Annotated in this window: 11 protein-coding genes; 1 reads left to right on the forward strand and 10 read right to left on the reverse strand. The window is 44.4% G+C overall.

Going from position 1 to position 15348, the window contains the following annotated elements:
- Window positions 1-936 precede the first annotated feature (936 nt).
- Complete coding sequence (locus PP178_RS11155; protein ID WP_272594431.1) at window positions 937-1197, forward strand: hypothetical protein; 261 nt, start codon at window positions 937-939, stop codon at window positions 1195-1197.
- Here PP178_RS11155 and PP178_RS11160 read toward each other — a convergent pair.
- The 10 genes from PP178_RS11160 to PP178_RS11205 form a co-directional block, all read right to left on the reverse strand.
- A complete protein-coding gene (locus PP178_RS11160) occupies window positions 1194-2771 on the reverse strand; it encodes an amidohydrolase family protein (protein ID WP_272594432.1) in 1578 nt (525 codons plus the stop codon). The genes PP178_RS11155 and PP178_RS11160 overlap by 4 nt on opposite strands.
- A gap of 7 nt (window positions 2772-2778) precedes the next feature.
- Complete coding sequence (locus PP178_RS11165) at window positions 2779-5295, reverse strand: M14 family metallopeptidase (RefSeq protein ID WP_272594433.1); 2517 nt, start codon at window positions 5293-5295, stop codon at window positions 2779-2781.
- An 87-nt stretch (window positions 5296-5382) separates the two neighbouring features.
- Window positions 5383-6597 carry a sensor histidine kinase gene (locus PP178_RS11170; RefSeq protein WP_272594434.1) on the reverse strand — a complete coding sequence of 405 codons (1215 nt, stop codon included), beginning with the start codon at window positions 6595-6597 and terminating at the stop codon, window positions 5383-5385.
- A gap of 270 nt (window positions 6598-6867) precedes the next feature.
- Window positions 6868-10233, reverse strand: coding sequence for a preprotein translocase subunit SecA (gene secA, locus PP178_RS11175; RefSeq protein WP_272594435.1), 3366 nt, complete (start codon window positions 10231-10233; stop codon window positions 6868-6870).
- Between the two features lie 196 nt (window positions 10234-10429).
- A complete protein-coding gene (locus PP178_RS11180; RefSeq protein ID WP_013551418.1) occupies window positions 10430-10654 on the reverse strand; it encodes a DUF2795 domain-containing protein in 225 nt (74 codons plus the stop codon).
- 147 nt (window positions 10655-10801) lie between these two features.
- Window positions 10802-11365: a cob(I)yrinic acid a,c-diamide adenosyltransferase gene (locus tag PP178_RS11185; protein WP_272594436.1), complete on the reverse strand. Its 564-nt coding sequence runs from the start codon at window positions 11363-11365 to the stop codon at window positions 10802-10804.
- Between the two features lie 45 nt (window positions 11366-11410).
- Complete coding sequence (locus PP178_RS11190; protein WP_272594437.1) at window positions 11411-11584, reverse strand: hypothetical protein; 174 nt, start codon at window positions 11582-11584, stop codon at window positions 11411-11413.
- A gap of 31 nt (window positions 11585-11615) precedes the next feature.
- On the reverse strand, window positions 11616-12035 hold the full coding sequence (locus tag PP178_RS11195) for a hypothetical protein (RefSeq protein ID WP_272594438.1): 420 nt from the start codon (window positions 12033-12035) through the stop codon (window positions 11616-11618).
- Window positions 12036-12136: 101 nt separating this feature from the next.
- Complete coding sequence (locus PP178_RS11200) at window positions 12137-14011, reverse strand: ABC-F family ATP-binding cassette domain-containing protein (protein ID WP_272594439.1); 1875 nt, start codon at window positions 14009-14011, stop codon at window positions 12137-12139.
- Entirely contained in the window at window positions 14008-15192 is a 1185-nt protein-coding gene (locus tag PP178_RS11205; RefSeq protein WP_272594440.1) for an Lnb N-terminal periplasmic domain-containing protein, read from the reverse strand. Before PP178_RS11205 ends, PP178_RS11200 begins: the two co-directional genes overlap by 4 nt.
- Between the last annotated feature and the right edge of the window lie 156 nt (window positions 15193-15348).

Consider the following 15348-nt stretch of genomic DNA (forward strand, 5'->3'; position numbering starts at 1 on the left):
TTAGCTGTTAAAAACGAGAACAGTGTTGCTCGCCTTCACAAGTTCAAGAATTCAAGAATCAAAAAAGAATTGGCTTTCTCTACTAAAAGGAACAAGGCTAAGTTGGCTTAAATGGTTACAGCCCGCCCGCCCGCCTGAACGAATCAGTTCGGGCAGGAACGTACCGTCCGATAGGGGCGGGGGTTACAGGGTTACAACGGTACAGGGGGACAAAGGGACATAACGAATGTAGTAATAGATCTAGGACAAGATTATGGGCTGGCTGCACACTGTCAACTACCAACCTGGGGTTCTTAACCCCGCCCCGCTCAAAAGTTAGCGTACCATACTGTAAGAACCTTGCAGGTAGTGATCAAAAAAATGGAAAATATATTCTACTGGACAAGCAAGGTTTTATCCCTGTAAACTGGGAACTGCGAACTGTGTACCGCCAACCTGGGGTTCTTAACCCCGCCCCGCTTTGAAGTTAGCGAACCATACTGCAAGAACCTTGCAGGAAGTGATCAAAAAAAATGGAAAGTATATTCTACTGGACAAGCAAGGTTTTATCCCTGTAAACTGGGAACTGCGAACTGCGTACCGCCAACCCGGGGCTCTTAACCCCGCCCCATCCTCAAGTTAAGCTCTACCAGTGCAAAAACCTTGCAGGAAGTAAAATAGAATATCCCGTATTCACCCTTAGGAAATCCTGTCCAAGGCAGAATAGGAACCCTAAATCTTACCACCCCCAGGCCATCATTTAGAATAAAATCCGGACAAGGGTATCGATGAAATGCACACAGTTTCGGCCAGTGGTTTTTACGGCACTTCCCGCTTATCGATGATAAAAAACACTTTAACCGATTATCGGTCAGATACCGAAAAATATAGGGGTTAGAGCGACTTTCATCGGATTCGGCTACCAGCTCAAGCTATCTTTAAACTATAAATAAAGCAATGATGAAAGCACTTTTAACCCTTACTCTAACCTTAATCTTCAGCGCAACCGCGTTGGCTCAAAACATAGATGCAAATGAGCAACTTAAAGCTAATACTGTGGACACTGCTTTGTCTGTTGGTGATAAGGTGGGTAACGGTGACCAGGAAATTAAAACGATTGATGAGAAGGCCGTAGCGCGACTTTATCGTTCTAAAAATTCGTTAGTGAAAAAAGAGCTGCAGTTCAGAACTAAAAGAAACGCTGCTAAATTGTCTTAATTTATTCCCGGTTGCTTCAACTGGTACCCCGTTTTTTCCTTTTCAGTTTGTACCCTGCTCTTCACATCTTCAAGTAAAGCTTTAGCATCGTAGATTATTCCATCCTTGATCGTGTACTTCACGCCACCAACCCTAACTACTTCGTTATCTTCAGTAAGCCTGACCGCACCCGTACCATAAAGTACTTTCAGGTTCTTCAATGGATTTTCTTCCACGATTACAAAATCTGCTAGCTTGCCAATAGCCACCGTTCCTATATCATCTGCCATCCCAAGTGCCTCGGCTCCATTCAGCGTGGCTGCCCTGATCACTTCCAATGGATGGAACCCCGCTTCACGTAGTAATTCCAACTCCCTTATGTAGGCAAAACCGTATAATTGAAAGATAAAACCGGAATCGGAACCTGCTGTTACTCGTCCACCCCTGTTCTTATATTCGTTGACGAAGGTCATCCATAATCGGTAGTTGTTTTTCCAGGCTACTTCCTGTTCTGTTCCCCAATCGTGCCAGTAAGATCCGTGGGATATCTTGCTGGGCTGGTAAAACTCCCATAAAGACGGTAAGGTATAGTCTTCATGCCATTCAGCACGTCTAGCCCGGTGAAGGTCCCTGCTGGCTTCATAGATGTTGAAAGTAGGATCTAACGTAAAATCCAATGCCAGTAATTCGTCCATCACCTTATTCCAATGTTCAGAATAAGGTTCTGCTGCCTGGGACCACAATTTCCCCGCCTCTTCAAATCGATGTTGTTCATTCTGGTAATTGTAATCCAGGGGGTAGTCCTGTACCGTTCTATCGTCAAACAGGGCTTCCGGTAAACCGTACCAGTGCTCCATACTCGTAAGACCTGCGCGGGCAGAATGAAGCACATTCCAGCGGGCAACGCTTAATTGTGCGTGGTGAGCCGCGGATCCTAATCCTAACTTTTTATTTTCATCCAAGGCGGCCGTCATGATCTCAGGTTCTGCCCCGAAAAATTTAATGCCATCTGCCCCCTTCTCAGCATTGGCACGCACCCATTTCCTGGCCTGCTCCGGTGTGCTTATGGGGATGTCATTCAGCGGGTTAAAGGAAGCACTGGTTTGTCCAAACCCGGTATATACCACGATCCTGGGCGCTATAATCTCGTTTTTGCTACTTTTTCGCTTCAGGTCCATTGCAAAATCAACTCCTCTTCCGCTGGGCTCACGTACTGTGGTAATCCCGTGGCCCATCCATAGCTTAAAAACATAATCCGGGTCGGCTCCCTGTGCTTCTCCACCAATATGACCATGCATATCTATGAATCCCGGCATGAGGTACATACCGCTTGCATCTAACTCCCTGCCGCCCGGTTTAAGTTGGGGCCGGCTCTTATCCTTAATGGCTACCCCGGGATAACCCACTACCTCTATATTGGTGATACGGTTATTCTCGACCACGATATCTATAGGTCCTTGTGGAGGTGCACCGTTCCCGTTGATCAGGGTTACCCCCCTTATGATCAATTGGTCATATGGACCTTCACCGTTTTGTGCGATGGCACACAGCAGGCTTAGAAAGAAGACGGTTATTGTATAGGTAAATTTCTTCATGGTTTTTTTAGTTTGGAATTTCTATGTGTTCCCCTAAGAAAAGCGCGTTCAGGAATAGCTTGTTGGTCCCGTACCAGGAACCTCTGAAATTAGGATTATCTGCGAACATGACTACCCTGCCACTACCCAATGGACTAGTGATCAGTGATGCCGAAGGCTTAAGATATTGTTCCATATTTCTCTCAGTGATAAATCCATCGATATGCGGATCAGAAGTATACTTGGCAACCGTAGCATATTCATTCTTACTTGGCGCCAGCCAGACTTCGTTATTCTTATATACCGGGATTACCTCGTCCCTATACCCAAACCCTAAAGGATGAGTAACATCAAGGGATGTTTTAAGAATAATACCACCTACACTTTCTTTTCCGAGATGTTCATCGGCATCCACGTAAGGGAGTCGCTCAGGAACAGCAAGGCTGTCTTTTTCAACTTTGGTAAGTTGCTCCTTGACCCATTTCTTCTCGATGATATACTCTGAAGCAGATCCAATTGTGACCAACGTATTTCCTTGTTTAACCCAGGAAATGATCTTGTCCTTTTCGGTATCTGAGAGTTGGTAGTTCCCGGAGACCATCACCAGGGTTTCATATTTGCCCAGATCAACCCTACCCAGGTTACGCATCGGGATTTTAGTGATCGGCATATGGACACGGGTGTCCAGAAGGTGCCAAACTTCACCTGCTTCGTATGAACGGACACCGTTGCCGATCAACATCGCTACCTTAGGTTCACTCAATGGTTTTACAAAACGGCTACCAAGATCAACACCACTTATGTTGAGACCGGTGGAAACAGTATGAACCGGAATTTGAAACTTCTGCTGGGCTTCTTTTAACAGCTCATATACCTGTTGGGAGTCTTTTTCCTGTAATTGCACCGGCAATACTAATGACCCGTAGTTGAATTTTTGAGTTCCATTACCGCTTTTGACCGTAAAAGGTTTAAAAGCTGAAGCAAGGACCAGTCCATTTTTCTGTAGGTAGTATAATGCTGCGGGTGTATTGTAATCATCCCAATCCAGGATGTAGGCATACTCGGATCTATCAAAAGATTTGACCGAGACAACATTTTCCGCATCAGTGATCTCATCACCCAGTTTCAGGCTGTTCACCGCTTTATAATTCATGTTGTAAAAATTAGCGACAGACCATGCAGAGGCATCGTAATATACACTGTCCCTGTATTTGTCATAGGTTTCAAACATGGTCTGTACCATGCGATACTGTGGTTGCTTTGTGGGGACCACGTATCCTCCATCCGTCGATTTATATACCTTAATTCTGTGTAGCAATAGTTTGTCGATAAAAGCTTTGATCCGGTTCTGGTCGTTCTTTGCATTAAAGCTATAACCCTGTATCCTTGAATTGTCAGCGTTACTCAGGGCAGATCGGAAAAACCTTCTCTGGTAATCCATCAGGTAATCCTTATTCTCTACTGCGGCTTTAACTGTGGTCATTCCGGAAACAAACTGGTTGCGAATGGTAAAGGGGAAAGTGATTTCTCCGTAAGCCGTTGTCTGCTTATGCCCCCTGGAACTCGCTTGTTCAAATAACAGACCAAGTCCTCCTTGAAGATCGGGGTAGGAGGATCCATATCCCGGATAGGTTCCATCAAATACTTCTTTGGTGAAATAAAGTGAACCTATGCTGTCCAGTGATGCCGCAAAATAATTACCGAACAAGGTATTAAGATCCTCGTAATTCTCTTTGGGCATTATAGGTTCCAAGCTGCCATTGGGCTTCATTGGCTCAAAGAAATAGGTGCTCTGAGTCCCCATTTCATGGAAATCGGTCACTACATTAGGATACCAGTGATGGTACCAATTAAGTTTACCCCGGCTTTCCGGGTTAATTCCCAGTAACCAGTCACGGTTAAGGTCAAACCAGTAATGGTTGGTTCTGCCGGCGGGCCACATTTCGTTATGTTCCGCGTCTTGCGGATCTGCCACAAGGGGATCAGCCCGGAAAGAATTAGCCCATTGCGTATGTCGGTCCCTGCCATCAGGATTAATTGTAGGGTCGACAAAAATTACAGCCTGTTCCCTGTATTTTGCGATGGCGGGGTGCTCGGAGGCTACGAGCGTATAAGTCGTAAGTAAAGCGGCTTCTGAACTGGAGGGTTCATTCCCATGCACATTGTAAGCCAGGTTGATGAATACAGGCATGTTCTCCGGTATAGCATCCCGGTTTTCAGGTTGGGTGAGAGCCAGGTGCTTTTGCCGTAAATCCTCGAGGTTATCCAACTGTTCCGGGGTTGATATGTTTAACATGACCAATTTTCTTCCTTCATGAGTTTTACCATAATAGGAAATAGAAGCACGATCAGATACTTCGGCCAATTTCTCTAAGTAAGATACGATGAGGTCATGCCGCGTATGCATCTCACCAATGCCGTAGCCGAGAAAGGCCTCCGGGCTGGGTATTTCTGAGTTAAAAGGTTCGTAATTTTTAAGGAAGTATTCTTGAGCGGGTAGGAGGGCATGGCAGAAAAAAGCCATGAGAAGTAATAGTTTTTTCATTCGGTAGCTTTCATTAATATTCTCGCTTTTAAATATAGCAATTTATTAATGGAAGCGACCCCATAAATACACGGCCTGTGTCCGTGTTCAGATCACAGATTGAACGTTTTCGCCGATTTCCCTGAATTCCAGGATGTAATTGGTTCCTTTCTTGGAAGTATCCCTGGAGATAGAACCTTTTAATTGTCTCGCCAGGTTGTGGATGAGTTTAAGACCGAGAGATTTGGAATTTTTCAGGTCAATATCTTCCGGGTAACCTACCCCGTTATCCCCGATCATTAGGATGAATTCATCCTGGTTTACTTTCCTCAGTGTAATATGAATCTCACCGGTTTCTTCGTCCTTGATACCGTACTTTAGTGCATTAGTGATGGTTTCATTGATAAGCAGTCCTAAGGGGATGGCAGTGTCTATTCCCAATTGAATATCCGGGATGTCTATTTGAAGACTTACGTTATCGGTAGCACCTTTGACAGATTTCAGAAGATATTCGCCCAATTCCTGGACATAGGATTTATATTCAATCTTCGAAATGTCTTCGCGCATATACAACATCTCGTGTACCATGGCCATAGAAATGACGCGATTCTGGCTGCTTTTTATCAGGGTTCGCATTTCCGGGTCGGATATACTCCTGGCTTGCAGGCTTAGCAGGCTGGAAACCGTTTGCAGGTTATTTTTAACCCTGTGGTGGACCTCTTTGAGCAGCGTCTCCTTTTCCTTAATTTGTAGCTCGAGTTCGTGTTTGGTTTTATAAAGATTGTGATGCGCTCTCAGCAGGTTTTTCCCCAAGACGCCTCCTAGCAGGTATACGGAGAACAGAATACTGAGGAAACTGAATAGGTTCTGGGATGTAGCAGGTACAACGTTCTGTGTGAGCGAATACTCTGAAATTCCTTGTATATAGATAAGGATAATCAGCAGTATACTGATATACAGGTATATTTTTCCGTAATTCCGGGTAGAGGTGTACCCGGCAAAAACAACCACCGCAAGTACAAAAATAAAGGAACTGTTGATTCCCCCGGTGAAGAGCGTAACGATAATGGACGAGATGAGTCCTGTGATCGATATGACGTTATAGGTCAGGGTAAGATTTTCGTGATACTTGTACGCCAGGGTATTCAACAGGTTCAACAGGCCGAACCCAATAAATATATACGGAACAACTTCGTAGATATCCAGGAGGAAAATGCAGAGTAAGCCGAAGACAAAGGAAAAAATAGAAGAGAAATAACTAACCCTCAGGGTCAGGCTTACTTTATCTCTCAGCCTGTCCTGGTCTAGTATGGTTGTAAGCATGGAGCAATTTTTTCTACGTTCATTGGCCTGCTCAAAATACGAAAAGAACCGTTATAATATGGCGCAGCTACGTAATTACATGGCATAAAACTAAATATGTTTTGCCATATAATCAAAAACTTCTAGGAAGTTTCTTACAAAACTCACGACAAGCATTGATTTATCGAGGCTGGGTGTTCTACTTAAAATTTTGAGGGACAGTGACATCTACCCCGTCTTAGAATAAAAAAAGCGACTTTCTCAAGTCGCTTTTTTCTCTGAGTTCATATACTATTCGTGGTCAATCAGTACCCACTCTCCACGGTCTATCAGCGGCTCGGCTTGTTTATACTTCACCACTTTGCTTTCACCGGACCGGACATTCTTAATGGTGACCCTGTCATTTCGACCAATTTTTGGCTTCTCCCGGGTAATGGTCTCCGTAATAGAAGGCCTGTTACCTTGTGTCTGTCCGGCAGCCCTGTTTTGGGCCGCAAGTTCATCACTGTTCGGGATCTCTTCTTTAGAAGTCTGTAGCTTTTCTTTAGGACGTCTTACTTGTCGCTCTTCCTGTATTTCATTAGAACTTGCAGAAGGCAGTTCTCCCTTGAACAGGAATGAAACCACTTCCTTATTCACCTTCACGATCATTTCCTTGAAGAGCTCAAAGGCTTCAAACTTGTAGATCAGCAATGGATCTTTCTGTTCGTGAACCGCCAGCTGTACAGACTGTTTTAACTCGTCCATTTTTCTCAGGTGGGTCTTCCAGGCATCATCGATAATGGCGAGGGTGATGTTCTTTTCAAAATCGTTGACCAGTTGTTTCCCGTTACTCTGGTAGGCTTCTTCAAGGTTTGTAACCACGTTGAGGGTTTTTATCCCATCGGTGAATGGAACAACTATTCTTTCAAAGGAATTTGAATTGTCTTCATGAACTCTTTTTATTACCGGCAGTGCTGTTGCGGCACTTCGCTCCATCTTCAGCTGGTAATTCTTGTAAGCTTCATGGTAGACCTTCATCGCTAGTTCTGGGGTGCCCATCTTGCCGAATTCATCTTCAGAGACAGGAGCTGTGATGGAGAAATACTTGATGAGCTCAAATTCGAAATTCTTATAATCACTCGCCGCCTTGTTGGTCTCAGTGATCACTTCTGAGGTATCGTAGATCATATTGGCGATATCCAGCTTTAAACGGTCTCCCTGTAAAGCGTGCCTCCTGCGTTTGTATACTACCTCTCGCTGCGCGTTCATCACATCGTCATATTCCAGTAGTCGTTTCCGTATACCAAAGTTGTTTTCCTCAACTTTTTTCTGAGCACGCTCAATAGATTTGGTCATCATAGAGTGCTGGATGACTTCTCCTTCTTCCAGCCCCATACGGTCCATCATTTTGGCTACGCGGTCAGAACCGAATAGGCGCATCAGGTTGTCCTCAAGGGAAACATAGAATTGGGAACTACCCGGATCTCCCTGTCGACCGGACCGTCCTCTCAACTGTCTGTCAACACGACGAGAATCATGTCTTTCCGTACCAATGATCGCCAGACCACCGGCATCTTTTACTTCCTTACTCAGCTTAATATCCGTACCCCTACCTGCCATGTTGGTGGCAATGGTAACGATCCCGCCTTTACCGGCTTCGGCAACGATATCCGCCTCCTTCTTGTGTAGCTTCGCATTAAGAACATTGTGATTGATCTTGCGAAGGGTAAGCATTCTTGAAAGCAATTCAGAGATTTCTACCGAGGTAGTACCTATCAGTACAGGTCTTCCTTTTTGAGACAGTTTAGTTACCTCTTCTATGATGGCGTTATATTTTTCTCTTTTGGTCTTATAGATAAGATCGTTCTTATCGTCCCGTGCGATCGGCCTGTTGGTAGGGATCTCCATCACATCCAGTTCGTAGATCTCCCAGAACTCACCGGCCTCAGTTATCGCGGTACCGGTCATCCCTGCCAGTTTTTTGTACATACGGAAGTAGTTCTGCAGGGTTACCGTAGCAAAGGTCTGAGTCATCGCTTCGATCTTCACGTTTTCTTTGGCTTCTATAGCCTGGTGGAGCCCGTCAGAGTATCGCCGCCCATCCATGATCCTACCGGTCTGCTCGTCTACGATCATGACCTTGTTGTCAATAACCACGTATTCCACATCCTTCTCAAAAAGGGTATAAGCCTTCAGCAGCTGGCTCATAGTATGGATGCGCTCGCTCTTGATCGCAAAATCCTTAAAGAGTTCCTCCTTCAGAGCTGCTTCCTTTTCAATTTCCAGGTCCTGGTTTTCAATTTTTGCGATCTCACTACCAATATCGGGCATGACAAAGAAATCTTTAGACTGGTCACCGGAGATGTACTCTATCCCTTTATCTGTAAGTTCTATTTGGTTATTCTTCTCATCGATCACGAATAGCAGTTCCGCATCCACCTGGTGCATTTCACGGTTGTTATCCTGCATATAGGTGTTCTCTGTCTTCTGCAGCAATTGTTTGATACCTTCTTCACTCAGGTATTTGATCAGTGCCTTGTTCTTGGGAAGACCACGCTGTACTCGCAATAACTGGAATCCACCTTCTTTGGTGTCGCCTGCAGCGATCAGCTTTTTGGCTTCGGCAAGTACACCTGTCAGGTATTGTTTCTGCTTCTGTACAATGTCTGAAACTTTAGGCTTCAATTCGTTGAATTCGTGCCGGTCACCTTCGGGTACAGGACCGGAGATGATAAGCGGTGTACGGGCATCGTCAATCAACACGGAATCCACTTCATCCACGATAGCATAGTGATGCGGGCGTTGTACCAGGTCATCTGGTTTGTGAGCCATGTTGTCTCTCAGGTAGTCAAAACCGAATTCATTATTGGTACCATAAGTGATGTCTGCATTATAAGCAGCCCTTCTGCCATCAGAATTTGGCTGGTGCTTGTCTATACAATCTACAGTCATACCGTGGAATTCAAATATAGGCGCCATCCATGCACTATCTCTTTTTGCCAGGTAATCGTTAACAGTAACCAGGTGAGCTCCGTTGCCGGTAAGCGCATTCAGGTAGAGTGGGAGGGTGGCAACCAGGGTTTTACCCTCACCGGTCTGCATCTCTGCGATCTTACCCTGGTGGAGTGCAATTCCACCGATAAGTTGTACATCGTAATGTACCATATCCCAGGTTACCTCTTTCCCGGCAGCATCCCAGGAATTCTGCCAAACTGCGGTATCCCCCTGGAGTTGGACATAATCTTTTTCTCCCGACAAGCTTCGGTCAAATTCGCTCGCAGTCACCGATATGGTTTCGTTCTCAGCGAAGCGTTTAGCCGTTTCCTTGACCACAGCAAAGGCTTCCGGTAAAATATCATTCAGCGTTTTCTGTTGAAGCTGGTAAGCCTCTTCCTGCAGTTTATCGATCTCTGCGTAGAGTTCTTCATTTTTATCAATATCCTCGGATTCCTTTACACCTGCGCGGATTTCTGCAATCTTCTCGTTAATCTCTCGGCAGGCCTCAGACAACTGTTGCTTAAAGCCCGTTGTTTTAGCCCTGAGCTCATCATGTGTAAGCTGGGAAAGGGCTTCTTCATGAGACTTTATCGCATTGACAAGGGGTTGTAATTCCTTAACATCCTTTTTTGCCTTATCTCCAACAAAAGCCTTTAAAACAGAATTTAAAAAATTCATAGGTATATCTTGTAATTTAAGCCTGCTCCCTGAAGAAACCTGCTGTGAAGTAAAATCGATTTCAAATTATGTGATTCTGTAACCTCAAAAGGTATTCCACATTGTAATACTGCCAATTTTGGCCCTGAGGGCTGTCAAAATTACATAAAAAAAAAGCCTCCTAAGAGACTTTTTAATTTGAATTCGTTATTTGGGATCAATACTCGTCCTCGTTCCAAAGGTAATCCTCTTCAGTAGGATAGTCCGGCCAGATCTCCTCAATAGATTCATAAATCTCGCCTCCTTCTTCTTCCATGGATTGCAGATTCTCGACAACTTCCAATGGCGCACCTGTCCGAATTGCGTAATCTATCAATTCATCTTTGGTTGCGGGCCAAGGTGCGTCGCTTAGGTAAGATGCCAATTCTAAAGTCCAATACATCGTTCAAGTATGATTTTAATTTTTTGCAAAAATAATTTTAAAAGCCAAATAGCCAAGAGAATTCACGATTATTTCGTAAACATCGGGTGGGTTTTTCGGATTTACTAAAAAGATAACGAAGAAATAATAAAATTATTAGGCTTTTCCTTAATGAATCCACTTTTCTTCATCAACTTTCAAAAAATCGGACAAATTTCGTGCCAATACAAAAAGATAGTCAGAGAGCCTGTTGAGGTAGATAAGAATATCAGGGTTAAAGGGTTCATGCTCGTTCAGAAGCGAGGCCAGGCGCTCTGCCCTGCGGCAAACAGTTCTGCTGATATGACAGTATGACACCGTCGTATGGCCTCCGGGCAGGATAAAATGGGTCATTGGAGGGAGCGCTTCATTCATGCGGTCAATTTCTTTTTCCAGCAGGGCGATATCTTCTTCTTTTAAGGATGGGATTTTTATACGCGATTGCCCTGCTTTACCCGGCTTTTGTTCGGGATCCGTAGCGAGTATAGATCCGATTATAAAGAGTTTATCCTGAATGTTTTTTAAAACGTCCTTTGAGCTATCCGGTATTTCCTGGTCACGGACCAGTCCTATCCATGAATTAAGTTCATCCACAGTCCCGTAGCTGTCAATGCGTATGTGGTGCTTGGCCACTCGTTTTCCTCCTATCAAGGCCGTACTTCCCTGGTCCCCTGTCTTCGTATATATCTTCATCAGTGTATTTAGGCCTTTGTGCCGGGTTGTAATTAAGTTCTTTACCTAATTATTCCTGTTTTCTTGTTCCGGCGTTTTCTCCGCTTTTTTTTCCTTGCGCTGGTAACCTTCCATAAATTCCCTGGATCGTCTCCTGGTCGATTTCTTCTTGTTGTAAACCGTGATAAAAAGGTAGAGGACGATCACGATTCCCAGTACATAATAGATGTTAATTTCCATCACAGTCTTGTGTTGGGTTAAAATTACGGCATTATATCCGAATCCTAAAATGCTCCCTGGCCTGTTCCTGCCTGAAGAAGATCGCACAACAATGAAACATATCAATAGACACTGTAACCCTGCTGTCTGTTTTTATGGCTTCCCATTGCTCCGTAGTTTCCTTGTCTTTATAAGGCTGATCCAGAAGCACAGCCGTATCATTGTGTAAAAGCCCCGGCTCGGACAGGAGTTCATATATTGTTTTGATCTCAAGGGCTGGTATAAAAATGAAATCGTAGGGCGTTGATCCCGTTCTGACATCCGGAAAATGGGATGCTATCTGATTCTCCATGTCCGGGTTGTTGCCGCTTATCATGATGTTACGCGACTTAAAGTACTCCAGGCTCTTTAGAAAGACCCTTGTTGTTTTAGTGCCCTTGAAACCGTAATCCCCGTACAGGCATTTGGTCACGTATTGGTAAACAAAAGGAGAATGAACTCCATGCTGGTTGGATGACTTTAGAAGAAAGCGGATATATGCTGTTAAAGAGTAGATCAAAACTTCAGTCCTTGCTATGATTCCATTTTTGCCGCAAGCTCAAACCAACGCTCTGTCTGTTGATCCAATTGGTCCATGATCTCCTTAAGTTCAATGGAAAGCGAATCAATGGCCTCCCCTTCGAGGGAACCATCGGTGAATTTATCTTGTATGGCAAGCTTTTCTTTTTCCAGTTTCGCAATTTCTTTTTCAAGACGTTGGTATTCTTTTTGCTCCGTATAACTCAGTTTACCATCATCCTTATTCCTCCAGGTGTTTTTCTCGGTAGATTCTTTAGAGGAAGATTTATTATTGGCTTCTTCTGCTGCCTCAAGTGATTCGAATTCCCTGAAATCAGAATAGTTTCCGGGGAAATCCTTGATCTGCGCTTCTCCTTTAAAAATAAACAGGTGGTCAACGATCTTATCCATAAAATAACGGTCGTGGGAAACCACCAGGAGACAACCGGGAAAATCGAGAAGAAACTCTTCAAGAACATTTAAGGTAACAATATCAAGGTCGTTCGTAGGTTCATCCAGGATAAGGAAATTGGGATTTTGTATCAGTACTGTGCAGAGGTAAAGTCTTTTGCGTTCACCACCACTGAGTTTATCCACGAAATCATATTGTTTCTTCCGGTCAAATAAAAATCGCTCCAACAATTGTTGTGCAGATAATTGCCTTCCCTTCTTTAAGGGAATATAATCACCATATTCTTTAATGACATCGATGACCTTTAAGCCCGCCTTGTCCGTGATTCCCTTTTGAGTGTAATAACCAAAGGTAACGGTATCGCCAACCACGATTTTACCCTGGTCCGGAGCTTCCCTACCTGTAAGTAAATTCAGGAAAGTAGATTTCCCGGTACCGTTCTTACCAATAATGCCTACCCGTTCCCCTTTTTTAAAGGTATAGGAGAAGTTGTCCAGTATGGGTTTGCCCGGGAATGCTTTACTGACCTTGTGGATTTCTACGATCTTACTTCCCAGCCGGTCCATGTTGAGTTCCAGCTCTACTGTTCTCCTGTCCTTGCTCTGGTGAGCTTTTTGTTTGATGTCCTTAAAATCGTCTATCCGCGCCTTGGACTTGGTGGTCCGTGCTTTGGGCTGCCTGCGCATCCATTCCAATTCCTTCTTGTACAGCAGTTTGGATTTGTGTTGCTCCACGGCTTGCTGTTCCTGCATCGCCTCTTTCTTCTCCAGGTAATAAGAATAATTACCCTTGTAGGTGTATAGCTGGTTATCGTCTAATTCCAGGATCTCGTTGCAAACTCTTTCAAGGAAATACCTGTCATGGGTCACCATCAGGAAGGAGAGTTGCTCTTTCGCGAAAAATTGCTCCAACCATTCTATCATTTCAAGGTCCAGGTGGTTAGTGGGTTCATCAAGGAGCAGGAGATCGGGTTTATTGATCAATGCATTAGCCAGTGCTAATCGCTTTTTTTGCCCCCCGGAAAGGGTGGCCACCTTGGCATCCAGGTCCTGTAATTTTAACTGGAAGAGGATTTGTTTGTACTGAGTTTCAAAATCCCAGGCGTTAAATCGTTCCATTGCCTCGAAAGCTTTCTGGTAGGCTGTTTCATCTGAAGGGTCGGCCAAAGCCTTGTTGTACTTGCGGATCACTTTCAGGATCTCGGTATCTGCTGTAAAAATCGTCTCCTCTATTGTCAGCGAAGGGTCTAGGTTAGGCTCCTGTGATAAGAGGGAAACCCGTAATCCCTTGCGATAATTGACACGTCCGGTGTCCGGGCTGTCTAATCCGGCTAGAATATTCAGGATGGAGGTCTTTCCCGTTCCATTCTTGGCGATCAGTGCAATCTTTTGGTCTTGGTTTATACCAAAGGAAAGCCCGGAGAACAGTTGCCTTTCCCCATAGGATTTAGAAATATTTTCAACGGTGATCAAGTTCATAGAGTAGGGGATAATCCAGCTTTAAAATAACGGTATAAATAGGCGTAACGCAGCCCGAGGGTCGCCCATATGATGATCATGAGCGGTGAAAACACCTGGATATTCAATATCCAAAGTACGGGGGTCAGTAAAAGCATACCCAGGAGAAATGCCAGGTATCCGTTGAACCACATTCCGGGATTCGCTTTCTTAAGTACGGCTATTCCCGCTAAAAGATTCAGTGGGAATGCCCATAATATGTTGTAATTGTACAAGGTGGTCGTATGATCGGTAAAAAACCAGAGAAATACAATAAGCACCCCGAGTATACCGGTAAAGAGGAGTAAAAAGGAATCCAATGCCCGGCTCCTGCTACCGTTGCGCAAATCCTTGTAAGTGAAAAGCGCGGTTATTAAGAAAAGAAGCAATAACCAGAAAGCAGGGGTTAGCAGGAAAAATGCGGAAGATTCCTCGCCCTGTTTTTGAAGGATACTTCTTTCTTTTTTCACCAAAGAGTTGCCGTTTAGTTGGGCGTGGTTCATCTGCCGCAAGACATAATCCGGCAGGAACATATGCTTTCTTGGACTGGCCTTCCTATCGATCACGGAGCCAAGGGCCAGGTCTATCCCGAGGCTGGACCAGGAGTTTGTCCTGAGGTACTGTTGGATCAGTTGACGAAAGGTATAGGTCTGTTCTAAATAGTCATCATCTAACACCAGTCTCCCGGGAAGCGCCCTTTCCAGGACTTCGGGGATCTTCGTGGAACAATTTTCATCCAGGAAATTGTATAGGTAATCCCGGTTTTCCGGGAGGTAATTGTATTCTAAAAACTGCAGTACTTTATTTTCTTCCTCAGGACTTAAGGCGAGTATTTGTTCTTTTACCCAGCGATCTTCCAGCTGGTACGTATACAGGAAGTTCTCAAAAGAATTCCGGCTTAAAGAGTAGAGTAACTGGCCTTTTGCAAACTTGGTATAAAATCCGGGGGTATTAAAATCAAAGGTACCGTAATTGTACACCAGGTCTAAGCCCTTGACCGGGTCTTGTACCCTGAAAGCGCTATGACCAAAAGAAGCGTACAGTTCGCTCCCCGGCCCGCATGTGATTACGCTGATCTTCGCATCCGGAGATAATTGAGCCTGGCTGGAGATTATCCACAGGGTAAAAAAAGCAAATAAATACTTCTTCAGCGATAACGGCATACAATAATAAATCTGTTCTTTAAACTCTGGCGCAAATATCAGAATAATTGAGCTATGTCTGTGACCAAATAGCTTCATAATTCAGAATAGCTTTAATTGAAGTCCTCCCCGGAGGTACAGAGCTTGCTGCTATAATGCGACTTTTATTATTTATCT

The organism is Zeaxanthinibacter sp. PT1 (assembly GCF_028464225.1).
Classification (GTDB): Bacteria; Bacteroidota; Bacteroidia; order Flavobacteriales; family Flavobacteriaceae; genus Zeaxanthinibacter.